This is a genomic window from Flammeovirga sp. AWQ4_249, from assembly GCF_056161045.1.
Genome location: NZ_JBSWYJ010000056.1, coordinates 1 through 16655, shown reverse-complemented (window position 1 = coordinate 16655; position 16655 = coordinate 1). Strand labels below are relative to the sequence as shown.

The window sequence follows — 16655 nt, the reverse complement described above, 5'->3', positions numbered from 1 at the left end:
AGATGAATAAATCAGCTTATATTACAAAAGAAGGCATGGAATCTCTGCAAAATGAAGTGCATGAGATTTGGGAAGAGAGAAAAGTGGTTACTCAAGCAGTAAGTGACGCTGCCGCAATGGGTGACCGTTCTGAAAATGCTGAATATATTTACGGAAAGAAAAAACTGCGTGAGATTGATGGAAGACTTACCTACTTACGTAGAAGAATTAATACACTTAAAGTATTTGATCAAAAAGTAGACGAAGGCAGAGCAATGTTTAGTGCTTATGTCACTTTTAAGGATCAAACAAATAGAGAAATGACACTGAGACTTGTTGGTCCAGATGAAGCAGATATCAAAAAACAAAGTATCAGTATCGCCTCTCCTATTGGGAAATCTTTATTGAATCAATCTGTTGGGAATACTGTTGAAGTAGTAACACCTGCAGGTAAAAAAATATTTACGATATTAAAGGTTAAATATTAACGTAACCATTATTTTAATTACTATGAACTTATCATCTAATAAAAATTTTTTATTCTTAGTAATCGGACTACTGATTTCTAACTTTACCCTAGCACAAGACTTATATGTTTTACACGTAAGCGGTGACATCCTTAATACAACAAATAATGTCAACATAAAAGTTGGTGACATGATTGCAAAGGACGCCTCACTTACATTTAACTCCACAAATGCAAAAGCCGTTGTAATTGGAAAATCAACTGGTAAAATGTTATTAGATGGTAGTAAAAGTAAAAAATCTGCTACAGGTGAGTTCATGAGTTTGGTTTCTGAGGTACTTTTCCCTATTCAATCAAATAAACAAATGAGTACGCGTAGCGTAACTTTAGAAACTGTTGCAGACATTTCAGATTATTTTAATGGATCTCCATATGTTTTCATTACAGATTCAATAATTCTAGAAATTAACAAGACGAAATATCCACTAAGTGAGGAAAGTCAAATGGCTTTAAGATTTACTTCAGGTGAAGATGTATACAACCGTTGGATTCCAAATTATGGTGACAATAGATTATTAATTGAAAAAGACATTATCTTTGAAGGTGCTGATCGTAAATCAATTGAAACAGTAGATGTTTATTATGTTGTTAAAGAATCTAGAAAAATAGATCATATTGGTAGTTTCGATCCAATTTTCGTAGATGAAAGCCAATTGAAAGAAGAATTGACTTCTTTGAAATTTTTCTTAGAAACTAATCAAGAAGTAAAGGGTACTGAAATTGAAAATGAACTTTATCAATATGTCTTAGATATCTATGGACAGACTGATTTTAACATGTTCAATGAATGGATCAAAGAAGAAGGGATTATTTAATTAATTAATAACCCTTTAAGAAGAGCAAGGCATTATTATTGTCTTGCTTTTTTTATGATTTTTTATTTTTTAATTATTTACTATGACTTCCAAAAAGACAAACAATCGATTGATTTTTAGGATGCAGAAGAACAAATTTCTCATGTGGGGAATTTCTTCATTCAATGCAATGATAATGATGATCGGTTTACTTTTCTATATGACTATCGTATATGTCATGCCCGATGAGATTCTTTTAATTGAGTTAATGTCAGCTACTAAAAATGCTCTATTCAAAGCTGAAGAAAAACCATCAAAAGATAGATTTTTATTTGTCAATTGCTCATGGGAAAAAGACCTTACTGCAAAAGTAGATACAAATGATTTTGTAATTGGTAATGTTGATATCACAAACAGAAAGTCTGTGACTAAATTTCTTCAAATTCTTAATCAAAAACCTGACAATCACGAATTCCTACTTGTCGATATCCGTTTTTATGATAAATCAGAGGATGACAGCTTAATGGAAGCTGAATTTCAAAAGGCAAAAAATACAATTGTATCTTATCATAAAGGTAAAAATAATGAACCCCACTATCCTGTAGTTGATGTTCCTCTAGGATTATCTGATTTACAAGTTCAAGAATTAAATCATGAAGAAACAATTACTTTAAAATATCATCTTATGCAAGGTGATTCTTTAAAGACAACACCCCTACTAATTGCTGAGCAAATTTATGGCGACACTTTAGAAAGAGGCTATTTTTTCAGTAAATTCAGAGATAATTACATGCTTAATGGATATATCTTAGATTATCCAATTCGTCCATACGACTTGTTTGTAGCTAACAACTACACTTATATACAAATGCACGAATTACTAAATATGCCACCATTCTTAGTTGAGGAATTTACAAAAGATAGAATTATCGTTTTAGGTGATTTTGAAGATCGAGATATTCATAAAACTATTTATGGGTTTATGCCGGGTCCACTTATCCTAACTAATGCTTTCATCACACTTGAAAAAGGCTATAATAAAATCACATTAGGCTTCTTTATATTTATTTTCTTATGCTTTACTTATATATCTCATAAGGCATTAACTTTTAAAGATCCTATTACTGTCTTTATGAATAAGTTTTTTGCGTCAGATCATTTCTTAGTAGAACTTTTACAAGATTCATTATTCTATCTTGTCTACTTTGCTGTTATGTCTATTATATCATATACACTATTTAATATTCACCTAACAGTTCTTATTCTATCATTCTATATGTATGCTTTAGAACAAGGGTTATTATTCTACAAAGAGTGGATTGAAGAAAAAGACGCTGAAGACGAAAAGAAATTAACTGAACCTGAACTTCAGGAATAAAAATTCAACTTAAAGTAATTAAGATCATACAATTTTAATGAAATAAGATCGTATTTTAGGGCATGCTTTTATTCAATTATAAAGGCATGCCATTTTTTAATAAAGAAATTAACAAACTTAAAAATTAAGGATGCATACTCAATTTAAAAAAGTAGCAATGATTGCCCATGATGGCAAGAAAGCAGATATGGTAGGTTTCTTCAAGGACCATATGGATATTTTACAAGGAATGAGCATTGTTGCTACAGGCACTACAGGTAGCCATTTAAAAAAAGCTGGTTTAGAAGTAGACTGTAAATTATCTGGACCTAAAGGTGGTGATGCTCAAATTGCAGCATTAGTAGCTGAAGGTGATGTAGATGCTGTATTTTTCTTTAGAGATCCTCTTGGAAAACATCCACATGAACCAGACGTGCAAATGCTTATGAGAGTTTGTGATTTATACGATGTACCATTAGCAACAAATCCTTCTTCAGGACATTTATTAATGGAAGGAATAAGAGATTTTTTAAATAAGTAATTACTACTTATTAGACATAAAAAAAGCAATCAATTTCATAAATTGATTGCTTTTTTGACTTTAGAAAAAATTATTTTTTCCTACCACCTAGACGGCTTCTTAAAGATCCTTTCTTTTTTCCTTTCATTTTATTGCCCATGCCAGGAATTCCTGACATTTTGTTCACTTTCTTCATCATCTTACGCATCTCTTCGAATTGTTTGATCAAGTTATTCACTTGTTGTACTGAAGTACCTGAACCATTAGCTAAACGCTTCTTACGAGACTGGTTTAAGCTATCTGGATTCATTCTTTCGTAAGGAGTCATTGATTGGATGATCGCTTCTACTGGCTTAAATGCATCTGAATCAATTTCTTGATCTTTCACCATTTTATTTAAACCTGGAACCATTCCAATCAAATCTTTCAAATCACCCATCTTTTTGATGTGTTGGATTTGAGATAACAAGTCATTAAAATCAAATTGGTTTTTACGTAGTTTCTTGTTTAATCTTCTAGCCTCTTCTTCATCAAATGCTTGCTGAGCTCTTTCTACTAATGAAACAACGTCACCCATACCAAGGATACGTTGAGCCATACGATCAGGATAGAACTCATCTAATGTATTTTCTAATTTCTCTCCAGTTGAGATGAACTTGATTGGTTTGTCAACTACTCTACGAATAGAAAGAGCTGCACCACCACGAGTATCACCATCTAACTTTGTTAGAACAACACCGTCAAAATCTAGACGGTCATTAAAGGTCTTAGCAGTGTTAACCGCATCTTGACCAGTCATTGAGTCTACTACAAATAAAGTTTCAGAAGGATTTAAAGCTGCTTTCACTGCTTCAATCTCTGCCATCATTTGTTCATCTACAGCTAAACGACCAGCTGTATCGACTACAACGATACTTTTACCATTAGCTTTTGCGTGCTTTACAGCATTTTGAGCAATTTCAACTGGATTTTTGTTTTCACGTTCAGTGTAAACATCCACACCAATTTGTTCACCTAATGTTTCCAACTGATCAATAGCGGCAGGTCTGTAAACATCAGCTGCTACTAATAATACTTGTTGGCCTTGTTTTTTTAATCTCGAACCTAACTTACCTGTAAAAGTAGTTTTACCCGAACCTTGTAAACCTGAAATCAAAACTGTAGCAGGATTTCCTTGTGGAGTGAATGCAACCATTTCGCCACCCATCAATTCTGTTAACTTATCACTTACAATTTTTGTAAATAATTGACCTGGTTTTACATCGATAAGAATATTTTCTCCTAAAGCTTGCTCACGAATTTCGTTCGTAATTTCTTTAGCTACTTTAAAGTTTACGTCGGCTTCTAGTAAAGCTCGACGAATCTCTTTTACAGTTGATGCAACGTTAATTTCACTGATTGATCCTTCACCTTTTAAGTTTTTAATGGCACGATCAATCCTGTTACTAAGATTATCAAACATATATATTATGAATTCCTTGTATGAATACTATTTCTCATTAATGTGCAAAAATAAAATTTAAAGCTATCAATTACAATAAATCCTTTAGATGAATAGTGATTATTTTGAATTAAATGCCCTAAAAAAATGGAATAAATTACTATTTCTCTAACTATTAGGACATTACAAATTATATAATTTTAAAATTATTGCTTAAATTATAATCCCCTGGTTCTTTAAAATAAATTAAAATCAATGTTTTATTATAAATAAGGCACTGATGTAGAAAAAAATAGCCCTTTATCTCATGAAAAAGTGAAAAATATCCCCTCATTACATAAGAAAATTGTGTCTTTTAAAGTTATAGTATATATCAGATAAAATTTATGGCCTTTTCTAAATAAAATATACCTAAAGGCGATAATATTAATACGATTTTTATGCGTCACATCTATAATAATATAGTTTCAAACAAATCATTAAAATCTTTAGAAAAGATCTTTATTTCTGTATGCCGAAATAGTATCTTTTTTTCTTTACTCCTTATCACTTTATCAATTTCAATAAACACTTTCGCTCAAGATATTGAACAGCTAAAGAAACAAGCTAAATTCAACAATGATCCTAATGCTTGGTATCAACTTGGGCAAATCTATGAAAAGGGTGAGATTGAAAAAGTGAACATTAAAAAGGCAATTCAATATTATGAAAAAGCTGCTTTACAAGGACATCCTGAAGCTGCTTTACAACTTGCTTTAATCAAAGAAGATAAAAAAGAATATGCCGAAGCCATTAAACTTTTTGATATTGCTTCAAAAGGAAAGATTGGTAAAGCACATTTCAAACTTGGTAATTATTATAGTGATGGTAAATATATATCAAAAGATACAAATAGAGCAATATATCATTATTTAAGGGCATGGAATGAAAATATTAACGGTACTGACGAAATATTAGGAAAACTAAATATTGAAAATTACAGGAATAAAGATAATGACATTATTTGTCAGAAATACTTAGGTAATAATGGAAATCCTCAATCTAAATATGCCTTAGGAATGGCCTATAAAACTGGTAATGAAGTCCCAAAAGATTTAAATAAAAGTTTTACACTTCTTCAGGAAGCTGCAGATGACGGAAATGACAATGCCCAATATCAAACTGCTTTATTTTATAAAGAAGGGTTATTGAGTAATAAAGATACAGAGAAAGCTATTTATTATTTATTAAAATCTGCAATACAAGGAAATCAACCTGCCATAGAATTGTTATCAACAATGGACGTAAAAACTTTTGCCTCTTCTGATAACATGGATTACTTAGTCTATAAAGCTTCAATTTTGAATGATGCAGAAGCTCAATTCTCATTATTTGAATATTATAATACCAAGAGTAATCCTTCTGAAAATGATTTATTAAAAAAGATTGAATATTGTCAAAGATCAGCTTTACAAGATTACCAACCTGCTATGATAGCATTATCAGATCAATACATTAATGGAATTCCTCCTTTACAAAAAAGTGCTTCTTCTGCTTTTAAATGGAGAAGACAAGCTGCATATGTAGGTTCTGATTCTGCTGAGTATTTATTAGGAAATATGTATGCTATTGGTGAAGGTGTTGCTAAAAGCGAAGAGATTGCAATAAAATGGTATATGAAAGCCGCTAACCATGGTGTTGTATCTGCTAAAGTTGCATTACAACAATATGACATCTCAAAATACCTTGATAAAAGTGATTTGGAATATGCCACCTATCTAGCAAAAGAAGGTGACCTTGAAGCACAACTAATGCTTGGAAAATATTATTTCAATAAAAATAAAGTAGCTGCAATTAATTGGTTAAATAAGGCTGGTGAACAAAAATCAGCTGAAGCTCAATTATATTTAGGTGACATCTACAAAGAAGGGAAATGTCAAACAATGCCTGATTTGGAACGTGCTGAAAGTCACTATAAAGAAGCTATTGCTCTTGGGAATCAAGATGCATACCTAAGAATGGCTCAATTATATGCTGATAGAGACAGTAATACCATCAAGTCTGAAAATGCTGAAACTGCAGAGGCAATCACATATGCAAGTCAATATATGACGAGATCTATCGCTCTAAATAGCAACAATACAGATACAAATCCTGAAGCTTATCTTGTTATTGCAGATGTTCAATATAAGGAAGAGAAATTTATTGAAGCAATTAAGCAATATGACTTATACATTAAAAGTTTTGATGAAGCATCTGGTAATCATAAAGAATTTATTGAAGTATTAAATAAACAAGCTCAATCTTATGCAGAAATTGATGAAATAAATAGTGCCTTATTACAAATTGATATTGCTCTAGCTAAATCTGATGATTTCAGCCAATTGAAAGGGTTTAAAAAAGATTACTCAGAAATAAAAGGAGAATTATTTTATACACAAGCAAAACTCTACTTTAAAAAAGGAGATAAATACAAAGCTTGTAATGTCTTTCAGAAAGCAAAAGCTCTCGGCATTAAGATTGAATCGAAGTTTGAAGATCTTTGTATGAATTAATCTAAAATAAAAAAAGCCTCAGAAATGAGGCTTTTTTTATTGAACTCTTAATACTGCAACTCCATCTTGTGGATTAGAATGAGTTCCTATGGTTGAATATCTTGGATCTAATAAAAATACTCGATCCTCATAATTCCCTCCCAATTGAGGGTTGTGTAATGAATCTATGAGTAATGTAGTTACAAGTGAAGAAATATCTCCATAGATCACACCTTTTGGTGTAACCAATTCTGCGGTTCCTTTTTCAATAGTTGAACTTAATTCAAACCCAAGAAGATTTTCAAAGTCACCATGTATACTTAAAGAATCACCAATTGCAAAAGGCTCACCTGTTTTAGTTGCATAAATATCTTCATTTAACTCGCTAATATGGGAGATGTAAAATTCATTCCATTTAATGGCTCCTATTGTCAATGAATCATCACCTACAAAAGGAGGTTGTTCTTCATTGCTATTTGTAATTGCAAAAATCTGTTGACTAACTTCATCATAAGATAAATTATATTTAATTATGGTTGCTGAATCTAGTCTAAGGTCATTATAAATATAATTTGCCCATTGTAACTCACCTCCTACGAATGAGCTTCTTAACGTATTAATATTTGTCCTTAAATTTGCATCATATAATATTTCTTCATCTGATAGTGTCTTTTTATTAATCAGCTCAGATAATTGTTGTTGTGTTAATAATGGTGGAGCATCAACTGACGAACCTTCATAGTAATAAGCAACAACTCCTGTGCTTGTGATTGGGTCTTCAATACCTGGAATTTCAAAAGTTGTTACAATTTCTAAATCAAATTCTGATGGAACTCCTTCAATAGCAGGATCTAGTTCTATTTTAATATATCCATAATCTTTTGCAAACCATATTTCTTTAAATCCATTAAAATCAAAACCTAGACTAGCTGCTTTTGTAGCATTAAAAACATACACATCATCATAGGATACATAATTCACTGTTTTGGATTCTAAAGTCATATATTTACTGTACAATTGATCATAAATGCCATTCAAATCACAGTAAAAGTATATATTAGGATCTGATGTAGTTATTTCAAATCTTGCTCTTGGCACTCCAGAACTTCCTTTCATCTCTACATTCGCATTCTCAAGGATAGATTTACCAGTTAAACTCATATTTGAAGTTCCAATAACATTAACTCTATCTTGAGGTCTATATTTATCATCCTCTTCTTCGTTTGTTTGACTATTGATATCGATAGCAGTTGGCGCTGCTGAATTTTCAGAATAGTTAAATGTAGAATTAAAGTTATCAGGAGTTGTATAAACATATGCCTGATCAATACCTACTAAATGTCTTAACTGATCTTTAGTTAATTGATTTGTCCCTTCTGGTTCTTTGTCACAAGAAACAAAAAAGAGAATTGACAGAATAAAAAGGTATGATAAATTATATTTCATGAATTATTAAAAAATCAAATTTTGTAATCAACAATAGATAAACGGTTGAATACAAACTTCGTTAGATATTTATTTTAAACAAATCATTTAATATAAATTTTCATTATTGAGCAATAAAAAAGGAGATGAACTGAATCATCTCCTTTAAATCTATTTTTCTTCTAATTTTCCATCTGCATGTAAGGCAAACCTACCTCTATTTTTATCATGTACCATTTCTTGTTGCTCCCAAGGCCAACAACCAAATTCTGTTCTTTGATAATCGTCAAAAGCCTGTTGTAATTCTTCTTTAGTGTTCATCACAAATGGACCATGCTGAGCAACAGACTCATTGATAGGGACACCTTGTAGAAGAAGTACATAAGTATCAGTGTCACCAGCTTTAACAGTTATATTTTCTTCAGGATTTAGATGAAAAAGACTGTTTACATCTACCTCTTTATCTTCAACTGTCACATTCTTTCCTCTGTAAAAGTAAAGGACTCTATTCACATCTCCAGTCTCAGTAGGAATCTGCCATTCTGAATTTGGAGATAATTTCACTCTCCAAATTGCAACTTTATGGTCTTCTTGATTGGCCCAAGAATTTGGAGTAGGTCTTAATGGAGTGTTATTATGGTATTCTCCTGCTACAATTTTTACCTCTATTGGATTTCCATTAACATCTTCTTCTTTGACTATTGGAATATCCTCATGCCATAACATCTTATAATGAGGTGTAACCATTTTATCTTTCTTTGGTAAATTCAACCAAATTTGAAATAACTCTAATGGATTACCTTTGTCTGTATTCACCATTGGAAACATTTCAGAATGTTGAACACCTGCTCCAGCTGTCATCCATTGAACATCACCTTCTCCAAATCTACCTGCCGACCCTAATGAATCCGAATGATCTGCCAATCCTTCCTCAATAATTGTAACAGTTTCAAATCCCCTATGTGGGTGGTATGGAAAACCAGGTATTTTTTTACCATGATACATACTATACCCATCTTTCCCAGAAAAATCCGAACCTATATTTCTACCACTTAATGAAGCATTAATTGATAAATCTTCATTGCCACTAGGATAATTATCTCTATGATGTGCTGTAAATAAAAATGGATCTAAAGTAGGCCATTGTGCTCCAATTGGCTGAACAGTATATATTTTATTACACATTATATTATTAATTATTGTCTATACGTTATTTGTTTAAACAAATATAATAATAAAATTAAATAATTCCAAATTTTCTATTGGCTCACATTTTTATTTAACCTACCATAACATGAGCCTCGGGATATTGGAATTTATTTGTTTGAACAGTCGAACTTAAGGCTAAGGCTAGCGTAAGTGTACCTACTCTACCAATATACATGGATAGTATAATTATAACTTTTCCAATGGAAGATAGTTCTCCAGTTATACCCATGCTTAAACCAGCTGTTCCAAATGCAGAGATTTGTTCAAAAACTAAGGGAAGAATATCAATATTAGGATTATCTAACTCCGTAATCGTTAAGATAAAGATAGCTACAATATTGTATGTTGCTGCAAACATAAAGATTGAGTATGACCTTTTGATATTATCATTACTAATAGTTCTTTTTCTTACAACTATCCTTTCTTGACCTCTGATAATGCCTATTGATGATAATAATAAAACATAGAACGTACTACTTTTAATACCTCCACCTGTTGAACCTGGAGCAGCACCAATAAACATTAGGAATATCATAACGATGATGGTCGAAGGCTTCATACTCCCAAAATCCATTGAATTAAAACCTGCAGTACGTGTCGTTACAGATTGGAAAAAAGAAGCTATTAATGACTCAATTAATGTCCTATCTTCTCTTAGTTCATCAATTTCTAAAAAGAAAACGGCAACCATTCCAATTAGAATTAAAATAAAAGTGGAATAAAGAGATATAGAAGTACCAATTGAAAATTTCTTCCACGGATTTTTTATTCTTTCAAGGATTTTTTTTGGAGAAAAAATTTCTTCGATAGTAGTAAAACCAAAGCTTCCAAATATGATTATTATTCCAATTACCATATGTAATCCATACATATGTCTTAAATCAACATACATTCCTGGAGTATTAAATTGGGTAGTTTCAGAAGACTTTATATAGGTATTCAAACTATCTGGAAATAAACTAAATCCTGCATTACAAAATGCTGAAATTGAATGAAAGATAGAATAAAATATCTTTTGGAATAAATTGTTAAAAACTAATGCATCATCCCAAGAAAAAAAGATAAATACTGATCCTAATGCTTCTATTAATAATGTTAGAAAAATAACTTTTCGTAGTAAACCTGTTGCTGAAGACAAATCTTCACTACTCAACACGTCTTGGATAATTGTCTTATGTTTCAAACTCACACCTTTTGAAAGGAATGTTGCAAAGAAAGTTGCAAAAGAGACAATACCTATCCCCCCCAATTGAGCTAAAAAAAGAATTACTAATTGTCCTTTAAAAGTAAAGTACTGCCCTGTATCGACAACAGCTAAACCGGTTACACATGAAGCACTTACTGAGGTAAATAAAGCATCAAGAAAAGGCATACTTTCATCGATTCCAATTGAACAAGCTGGCAACATTAGACCAAATGTTCCAAAAAGAATTAACAGTATAAAACTAAAAATGAATGTTGTGGAAGGCTTTACCTTAAGTTCTGAAAGTGTAGAAGAACTCTTTGTTATTTCTATACATACAAGAACGAATACGAAAAAATATAGTGTATTGACGTATTCTAAAAATGGATTACTAGACCAGAAACTAGCTAAAATTTCCTCTAAAAGTCTTATCCCAAAAAAGTAATGAAAAAGTCCATTAAAGGCAATAAAGAAAATGAATGTCCCTTCTACAAAGGTTGATTTTAAAAAAGTAAAACGATGACTTGAAAAGATGAATCTTAGTAAATAAGAAATACTTGATACTAAAAAAATAACATCTAAAAAAGATAGTAAAATTCTTAGATCCTCTTCTTTGATAAAGAAACCATAATAATAAATCAATAAAACTACTGCAAATAAACTATTGATAACAGATGCTACCCTTTCGTACTTATAAACAGACAGTTGATACTTTAGCAGCCATTGATTTATGAAGTCATTCGTATTTGAACCCATATAAGATTAATAGTTATAGAGATCAAATATAACAACTATAAAGAAATGAATATCGAAAATCTTGAAAAATCTATGGAATATCGATGTATTTGTGTGTTTGTAAAGATAATTGCCACTCAGGATTCTCTTTTACAAATTCAACAATTAGAGGTGTAATCTTATCTCTTTTTGACCATTCTGGCTGAATATATAATTTACAACTAGAAGTCAATTTTTCAGAAAGCTCTAAAGCCCATTTAAAATCAGCTTTATTATAAACTACGACCTTAAATTCATTTGCCGCTTGATACACTTCTTCAACGGGTAATTTGAACTTTTTAGGAGATAAACAGATATAATCCAAATCGCCACTTAGTGGATGAGCACCTGAAGTCTCAATGTTAATTTGGAATCCTTCTTCTTTTAAACGCTTAGTTAGAGGACCTAACTCATGCATTAATGGTTCACCACCTGTGATTATTGCTAATCGTCCAGGATGAGCTTTTGCATCTTCAACTATTTCTTCAACATCTAATACAGGATGTTTATCTTGTTCCCAAGATTCTTTCACATCACACCAAACACACCCTACATCACAACCCGCCAAACGGATAAAATAAGCAGCATGCCCTGTAAATCTACCTTCTCCCTGAATTGTATAAAAAGCTTCCATAACTGGAAGCGAAAGACCTTTCTCGACTCTTTCTTTTGTTGAATACTCTAAATGCTTAACCATTAAATGTCCTTTTTAGTATATGTATTAAAAAGTCCTTCAAGGGGTGAGGGAACCCTTGAAGGACTCGAAATGCAAATTTCGTAAAAAAAATGCAATTTTAAACGTTTATATTGTTTCCTTAACAGTTTTTCTTTTAACAGATTCTAATGTGTTCATTAACAGAGAAACAACCGTCATTGGTCCTACTCCTCCTGGAACAGGTGTAATCCAACTTGCTTTTTCACTTACTTCGTCAAACTTCACATCACCTTTTAATGAAAAACCTGATTTTTTTGAGGAATCTTCAATTCTAGTGATACCCACATCGATTACAACTGCTCCTTCTTTTACCATTTCAGCAGTTACAAATTCTGCTTTTCCTAATGCTACTATCAGAATATCAGCTTGAAGACATTCTTCTTTCAAATTTTGTGTTCTACTATGTGTCAATGTAACAGTACAGTTTCCTACTTTACTGTTTCTAGACATTAATAAACTCATAGGAGTACCCACAATATGAGAGCGTCCTACTATAACACACTTCTTTCCAGATGTCTCGATATTGTATCGATCTAATAATTGTACAATACCATAAGGTGTTGCAGGTAAAAATGTAGGTAATCCTAACATCATTTTACCCAAGTTAGCCGGATGAAATCCATCAACGTCTTTCTTCGGGTCAATTGCTTCTGTGACTTTCGTCTCGTCAATATGTTTTGGAAGTGGTAATTGAACGATAAAGCCATCAATGTCATCGTTATTATTTAATTCATCGATTGCGTTTAAAAGTTCTTCCTCTGAAATATCAGCATCAAACTTGCACAATGTTGAATCAAATCCAACTTGTTCGCAAGATTTTACTTTATGATTAACATAAGTTCTACTTGCCCCGTCTTCACCAACTAAAATAGCGGCTAAATGTGGTTTCTTGCCTCCTTCGGCAGTCAGTTTTCTTACTTCTTCAGCAATTTCTTCTTTAATCGCATTTGAAGTCGCTTTTCCGTCAATTAGTTGCATGGAATTGTCTGAGATTATTCTAAAAAATTTTATTAGACACGTAAAAATAGTGACTTTCGTCTCTTTTTTATACAAATTGTCCTATTTTTTATTTGTAAACATTATTTTTTTTCAAAATAATCCCTTTTTAAACCTTAAGGAGAATGATCCACTTTATAGATTGTCATATAAGTAGCTTCATTTTCTTTCTTATTAATTAAGGTAGTTTTTATTGTATTAATTTTTGGCTTTGAATGAGTAACGACCTCTTTTACTGAGGAATCACTTTCCTTTCTAAAAAGAATAAATGGTAATAGCACAAAAATAATTGTACTTCCTAGATATAATATAGTTTCTAGGATAGCTAAGCATATGTTTGGGTAGAAGAAAATAAATAGACTCAACCCAACTAAAAGGGTCATATAAAAAATGGATAATTTTTTCATTGTTTTAATTTTTGATGTTTTTGTTTTTGAAATTTGACTTTGATATAAAATTGTTGTTTTACTTCCTCGACTGAAGGAAGATCATGTTTGAAAATTGATGTCATATCAATTAAAATTTAAAGTGTGAAACATAAAAAAGGTCTTAATGCATGAAGCAATAAGACCTTTTCGAAAATATATTATTCAAAAATAGCTTCATATAATAACCACCTCTTCTCTGCTTTCGCAAAGAGAAATTCTTTGTGGTGTATAAAAATGTACTGCTATCTTTTTCATAATTTCTTTATTTTGACACGAAAGTATTTAACATATTTTTAAGAATGAATATAAATAGACTTTATCTACTTTCGATATTTATCATTTAATCCTATTCCCTCTTTAATCATTGGAATTATCTTTTCTATTCTTGCTAAACGTGTTGCCTCTCTTTTTGCAGTAGCAATATGTTCGCCATATTCTCTCTTTTTTGTCAAGGATAAAGCCTTAAAAGCAGTTTCTAATTCTTTATCTTTTACAAAAGCATCTACTAATTCATTAGGAAGGATTAATGGCTTAGGCGTTCTATCTATTTCAACAACTTTTCCTTCCTTTTGATTTTGAATTGCTTCCTGAACATAACTTTTAATAGCTTCTGTTTGTTCTTTTAATTCTTCAATTGAAGCAAACCTCCATTGTCTCAGCGCTTTTGTTTTATCTTCTTGAGCATTGATTAAAACATTATTTTTGTCTTTTAATATTGCTCCATGATGAAACCACAATCCAACATAAGACTTAAAAGATGCCATTCCAATTACATTCTTTTCATTAATCATATAGATTGGAGCACCCCATTTTACGCCTTCCTCTAATTCAGTTTCTACAAGGATACTTCGTAAATAATTTAAAGCCTCTCTCCATTGTTCTGAAGCTAAGATATAGTCTTCTACCGGATTATATTTTTTCATAGTGTTTGTCAATTTTATTACACCAATAATTTAAATTTTTTTTTGGAGAATTCTACTATTACATTGTAATGAAAAATAATATTTAATTAGATAGAAAACATATAAGAGACTCTTCTCAAATACCTCATATCAATAGGAAATCAAGTTTTGAATCAAAATAACAAGAAAATTGAAACTTTTTAAACCTTTTTTCAATTCAAAATTTATCATATTTAAGTAGAAACAATTAAAAAGCTGAATTAACATGAAATAAACAGTATAATATTCTTTGGCTGGATTGTGAAGATATAAGTCCCTATTTAGCAGCATATGGTGATTCTACTATTGAAACACCTAATATTAGCAGCTTAGCTTAGGAAGGTGTAAGGTATACAAATGTTTATTCAACCGCGGGTGTATGTGCTCCAAGTCGATTTACCTTGGCAACGGGGAAATATCCATCAGGTCAAGGTGCGAATCACATGAGAACGCATAGCAATACCAAGCAAACAAAATTACCAAAGTATGAAGCTGTTCCTGATCCTGAAGTAAAGATGCTAAGTGAACTCATGCGTAAGGGTGGCTATTATTGTACAAATAATTATAAGACAGATTACCAATTTAAGAACCTGTTACAGCTTGGGATGAGAATTCAATGTATGCCCATTGGAAAAATAGAAAACAAGATCAATCCTTTTTTGCTGTATTTAATTTTAATACAACGCATGAGTCAGGGTTATTTGAGCCCTACAAAATGAAAGTGAAAGAACTAAGGCATTATAATGCAGGTGATCGAACTAAAAGATATAATAAGAAAGATACATCATTAACATTTCCTGAACACTTATCAAAAGAGACAGATTTTAATATTCCTCCCTACTTACCAAAAAATGACATTACAAAACATGACTTATGGAAGATGTATAATAATATAGCAGAGATGGACTAACAAGTAGGTAAGATTCTAGATGACCTTGAAAAAGATGGTTTATTGGAAAGTACAATTATCTTTTTTATTATTCTGAACATGGAGGACCTTTACCGAGACAAAAGAGATTGTTGTATGATAGTGGACTTAAAGTTCCATTAATTATTCGTTTCCCAAATCAATTAAATGCTGGTACTGTAGATGATCAATTAATCAGTTTTGTTGATTTTGTTCCTACTACTTTAACACTTACACATCAAGAACTACCCTCTTATTTAGATGGTCGAAATTTTATAGATAGTAAAACAGAGAAAAGGGAATATATTCATGCTGCTGCTGATCGTTTTGATGAAAAAACTGATGCAATTAGGGCTGTAAGAGACCATCAATTTAAATATATAAGAAATTATAGACCTGAACAGGGTTATTATTTATCTATAAAATACAGAGAAAAAATTCCAATGATGAAAGAATTATTGAGAATGAGAGATAATAACGAACTGGATGACATTCAGAGTTTATGGTTTAGAAAAGAGAAGCCTAAGGAGGAATTATTTGATTGTCTAAATGATCCTCATGAACTAAATAATCTAGCTAATGATCCAAAATATGCAAAAAATGTAGAAGAACTCAGCGATGAAATGGATAGATGGATAAAAACTATAGGTGATCAACCAAATCTACCAGAAAGAAAACTCATTGCACAGCTTTGGAATAATGCACCAGAAAAACCGACAACTGATACTCCTAAAATAAAAATTAAAGATGGAAGAATACAAATTGAATGTACCACTAAAGGAGCATCAATTGGATATAAATTAGAAAGTAATAAAAAGGCTGATAAAAAAGGGAGTGTAAACTGAACGCTGTCTCGTTTTAATTCAGAGTTTAATTTCTTTCTCAGTTCATAATTAAGTTTCTTTTTTCAAGAAGAACAACTTTTATGATACATTTTAAAAGTGATA

Annotated in this window: 15 protein-coding genes and 1 pseudogene; 8 read left to right on the top strand and 8 right to left on the bottom strand. The window is 31.2% G+C overall.

The genetic code is table 11. The annotated features are described in order from the left end of the window. Nucleotides 1-2 precede the first annotated feature (2 nt). From ACXAHM_RS23785 to ACXAHM_RS23770, 4 genes are all read left to right on the top strand, one after another. Complete coding sequence (locus ACXAHM_RS23785) at nucleotides 3-467, top strand: GreA/GreB family elongation factor (protein WP_474965933.1); 465 nt, start codon at nucleotides 3-5, stop codon at nucleotides 465-467. Nucleotides 468-489: 22 nt separating this feature from the next. Continuing rightward, a complete protein-coding gene (locus tag ACXAHM_RS23780; protein ID WP_474965931.1) occupies nucleotides 490-1320 on the top strand; it encodes a hypothetical protein in 831 nt (276 codons plus the stop codon). A 121-nt stretch (nucleotides 1321-1441) separates the two neighbouring features. Then, nucleotides 1442-2677: a hypothetical protein gene (locus ACXAHM_RS23775; protein ID WP_474965929.1), complete on the top strand. Its 1236-nt coding sequence runs from the start codon at nucleotides 1442-1444 to the stop codon at nucleotides 2675-2677. A 130-nt stretch (nucleotides 2678-2807) separates the two neighbouring features. Next, entirely contained in the window at nucleotides 2808-3197 is a 390-nt protein-coding gene (locus ACXAHM_RS23770) for a methylglyoxal synthase (RefSeq protein WP_474965925.1), read from the top strand. Between the two features lie 70 nt (nucleotides 3198-3267). Here the strand turns inward: ACXAHM_RS23770 and ffh are convergent, their stop codons facing one another. Then, the gene (gene ffh, locus ACXAHM_RS23765; protein WP_474965921.1) at nucleotides 3268-4638 is read right to left on the bottom strand and encodes a signal recognition particle protein; all 1371 of its coding nucleotides are present in this window, start codon (nucleotides 4636-4638) and stop codon (nucleotides 3268-3270) included. Between the two features lie 419 nt (nucleotides 4639-5057). Between ffh and ACXAHM_RS23760 the strand changes: the two genes are divergently transcribed. Next, nucleotides 5058-7151, top strand: coding sequence for an SEL1-like repeat protein (locus tag ACXAHM_RS23760; RefSeq protein ID WP_474965919.1), 2094 nt, complete (start codon nucleotides 5058-5060; stop codon nucleotides 7149-7151). Nucleotides 7152-7187: 36 nt separating this feature from the next. Here the strand turns inward: ACXAHM_RS23760 and ACXAHM_RS23755 are convergent, their stop codons facing one another. From ACXAHM_RS23755 to ACXAHM_RS23725, 7 genes are all read right to left on the bottom strand, one after another. Continuing rightward, complete coding sequence (locus ACXAHM_RS23755; protein ID WP_474965916.1) at nucleotides 7188-8576, bottom strand: hypothetical protein; 1389 nt, start codon at nucleotides 8574-8576, stop codon at nucleotides 7188-7190. A gap of 150 nt (nucleotides 8577-8726) precedes the next feature. Beyond that, a complete protein-coding gene (locus ACXAHM_RS23750; RefSeq protein WP_474965913.1) occupies nucleotides 8727-9740 on the bottom strand; it encodes a pirin family protein in 1014 nt (337 codons plus the stop codon). A 94-nt stretch (nucleotides 9741-9834) separates the two neighbouring features. Beyond that, nucleotides 9835-11703, bottom strand: coding sequence for a TrkH family potassium uptake protein (locus tag ACXAHM_RS23745; protein ID WP_474965910.1), 1869 nt, complete (start codon nucleotides 11701-11703; stop codon nucleotides 9835-9837). A gap of 70 nt (nucleotides 11704-11773) precedes the next feature. Further along, nucleotides 11774-12418, bottom strand: coding sequence for a 7-carboxy-7-deazaguanine synthase QueE (locus ACXAHM_RS23740; RefSeq protein WP_474965907.1), 645 nt, complete (start codon nucleotides 12416-12418; stop codon nucleotides 11774-11776). A gap of 105 nt (nucleotides 12419-12523) precedes the next feature. Next, nucleotides 12524-13414 (bottom strand): bifunctional methylenetetrahydrofolate dehydrogenase/methenyltetrahydrofolate cyclohydrolase FolD, encoded by an 891-nt coding sequence (gene folD, locus ACXAHM_RS23735; protein WP_474965905.1) that lies wholly within the window; start codon nucleotides 13412-13414, stop codon nucleotides 12524-12526. Nucleotides 13415-13548: 134 nt separating this feature from the next. Further along, nucleotides 13549-13839, bottom strand: coding sequence for a hypothetical protein (locus ACXAHM_RS23730; RefSeq protein ID WP_474965903.1), 291 nt, complete (start codon nucleotides 13837-13839; stop codon nucleotides 13549-13551). Between the two features lie 341 nt (nucleotides 13840-14180). Beyond that, a complete protein-coding gene (locus ACXAHM_RS23725) occupies nucleotides 14181-14783 on the bottom strand; it encodes a YdeI/OmpD-associated family protein (RefSeq protein WP_474965900.1) in 603 nt (200 codons plus the stop codon). 416 nt (nucleotides 14784-15199) lie between these two features. Here ACXAHM_RS23725 and ACXAHM_RS23720 point away from each other — a divergent pair. The 3 genes and pseudogenes from ACXAHM_RS23720 to ACXAHM_RS23710 all read left to right on the top strand — a co-directional run. Continuing rightward, a pseudogene (locus tag ACXAHM_RS23720) lies at nucleotides 15200-15520 on the top strand (hypothetical protein); the annotation flags it as partial. Further along, entirely contained in the window at nucleotides 15418-15711 is a 294-nt protein-coding gene (locus ACXAHM_RS23715) for a hypothetical protein (protein WP_474965897.1), read from the top strand. The pseudogene ACXAHM_RS23720 and the gene ACXAHM_RS23715, both read left to right, overlap by 103 nt. A 107-nt stretch (nucleotides 15712-15818) precedes the next feature. Continuing rightward, nucleotides 15819-16553 carry a sulfatase/phosphatase domain-containing protein gene (locus tag ACXAHM_RS23710; protein WP_474965894.1) on the top strand — a complete coding sequence of 245 codons (735 nt, stop codon included), beginning with the start codon at nucleotides 15819-15821 and terminating at the stop codon, nucleotides 16551-16553. Nucleotides 16554-16655: the final 102 nt, after the last annotated feature.

Excerpts from the sequence above, each read along its gene's own strand:
- ACXAHM_RS23770 (WP_474965925.1), top strand. The coding sequence starts at position 2,808 with ATGCATACTCAATTTAAAAAAGTAGCAATGATTGCCCATGATGGCAAG.
- ACXAHM_RS23715 (WP_474965897.1), top strand. The coding sequence starts at position 15,418 with ATGTATGCCCATTGGAAAAATAGAAAACAAGATCAATCCTTTTTTGCT.
- ACXAHM_RS23750 (WP_474965913.1), bottom strand. The coding sequence starts at position 9,740 with ATGTGTAATAAAATATATACTGTTCAGCCAATTGGAGCACAATGGCCT.
- ffh (WP_474965921.1), bottom strand. The coding sequence starts at position 4,638 with ATGTTTGATAATCTTAGTAACAGGATTGATCGTGCCATTAAAAACTTA.
- ACXAHM_RS23780 (WP_474965931.1), top strand. The coding sequence starts at position 490 with ATGAACTTATCATCTAATAAAAATTTTTTATTCTTAGTAATCGGACTA.
- ACXAHM_RS23725 (WP_474965900.1), bottom strand. The coding sequence starts at position 14,783 with ATGAAAAAATATAATCCGGTAGAAGACTATATCTTAGCTTCAGAACAA.
- ACXAHM_RS23745 (WP_474965910.1), bottom strand. The coding sequence starts at position 11,703 with ATGGGTTCAAATACGAATGACTTCATAAATCAATGGCTGCTAAAGTAT.
- ACXAHM_RS23785 (WP_474965933.1), top strand. The coding sequence starts at position 3 with ATGAATAAATCAGCTTATATTACAAAAGAAGGCATGGAATCTCTGCAA.
- folD (WP_474965905.1), bottom strand. The coding sequence starts at position 13,414 with ATGCAACTAATTGACGGAAAAGCGACTTCAAATGCGATTAAAGAAGAA.
- ACXAHM_RS23740 (WP_474965907.1), bottom strand. The coding sequence starts at position 12,418 with ATGGTTAAGCATTTAGAGTATTCAACAAAAGAAAGAGTCGAGAAAGGT.
- ACXAHM_RS23775 (WP_474965929.1), top strand. The coding sequence starts at position 1,442 with ATGCAGAAGAACAAATTTCTCATGTGGGGAATTTCTTCATTCAATGCA.
- ACXAHM_RS23755 (WP_474965916.1), bottom strand. The coding sequence starts at position 8,576 with ATGAAATATAATTTATCATACCTTTTTATTCTGTCAATTCTCTTTTTT.
- ACXAHM_RS23730 (WP_474965903.1), bottom strand. The coding sequence starts at position 13,839 with ATGAAAAAATTATCCATTTTTTATATGACCCTTTTAGTTGGGTTGAGT.
- ACXAHM_RS23760 (WP_474965919.1), top strand. The coding sequence starts at position 5,058 with ATGCGTCACATCTATAATAATATAGTTTCAAACAAATCATTAAAATCT.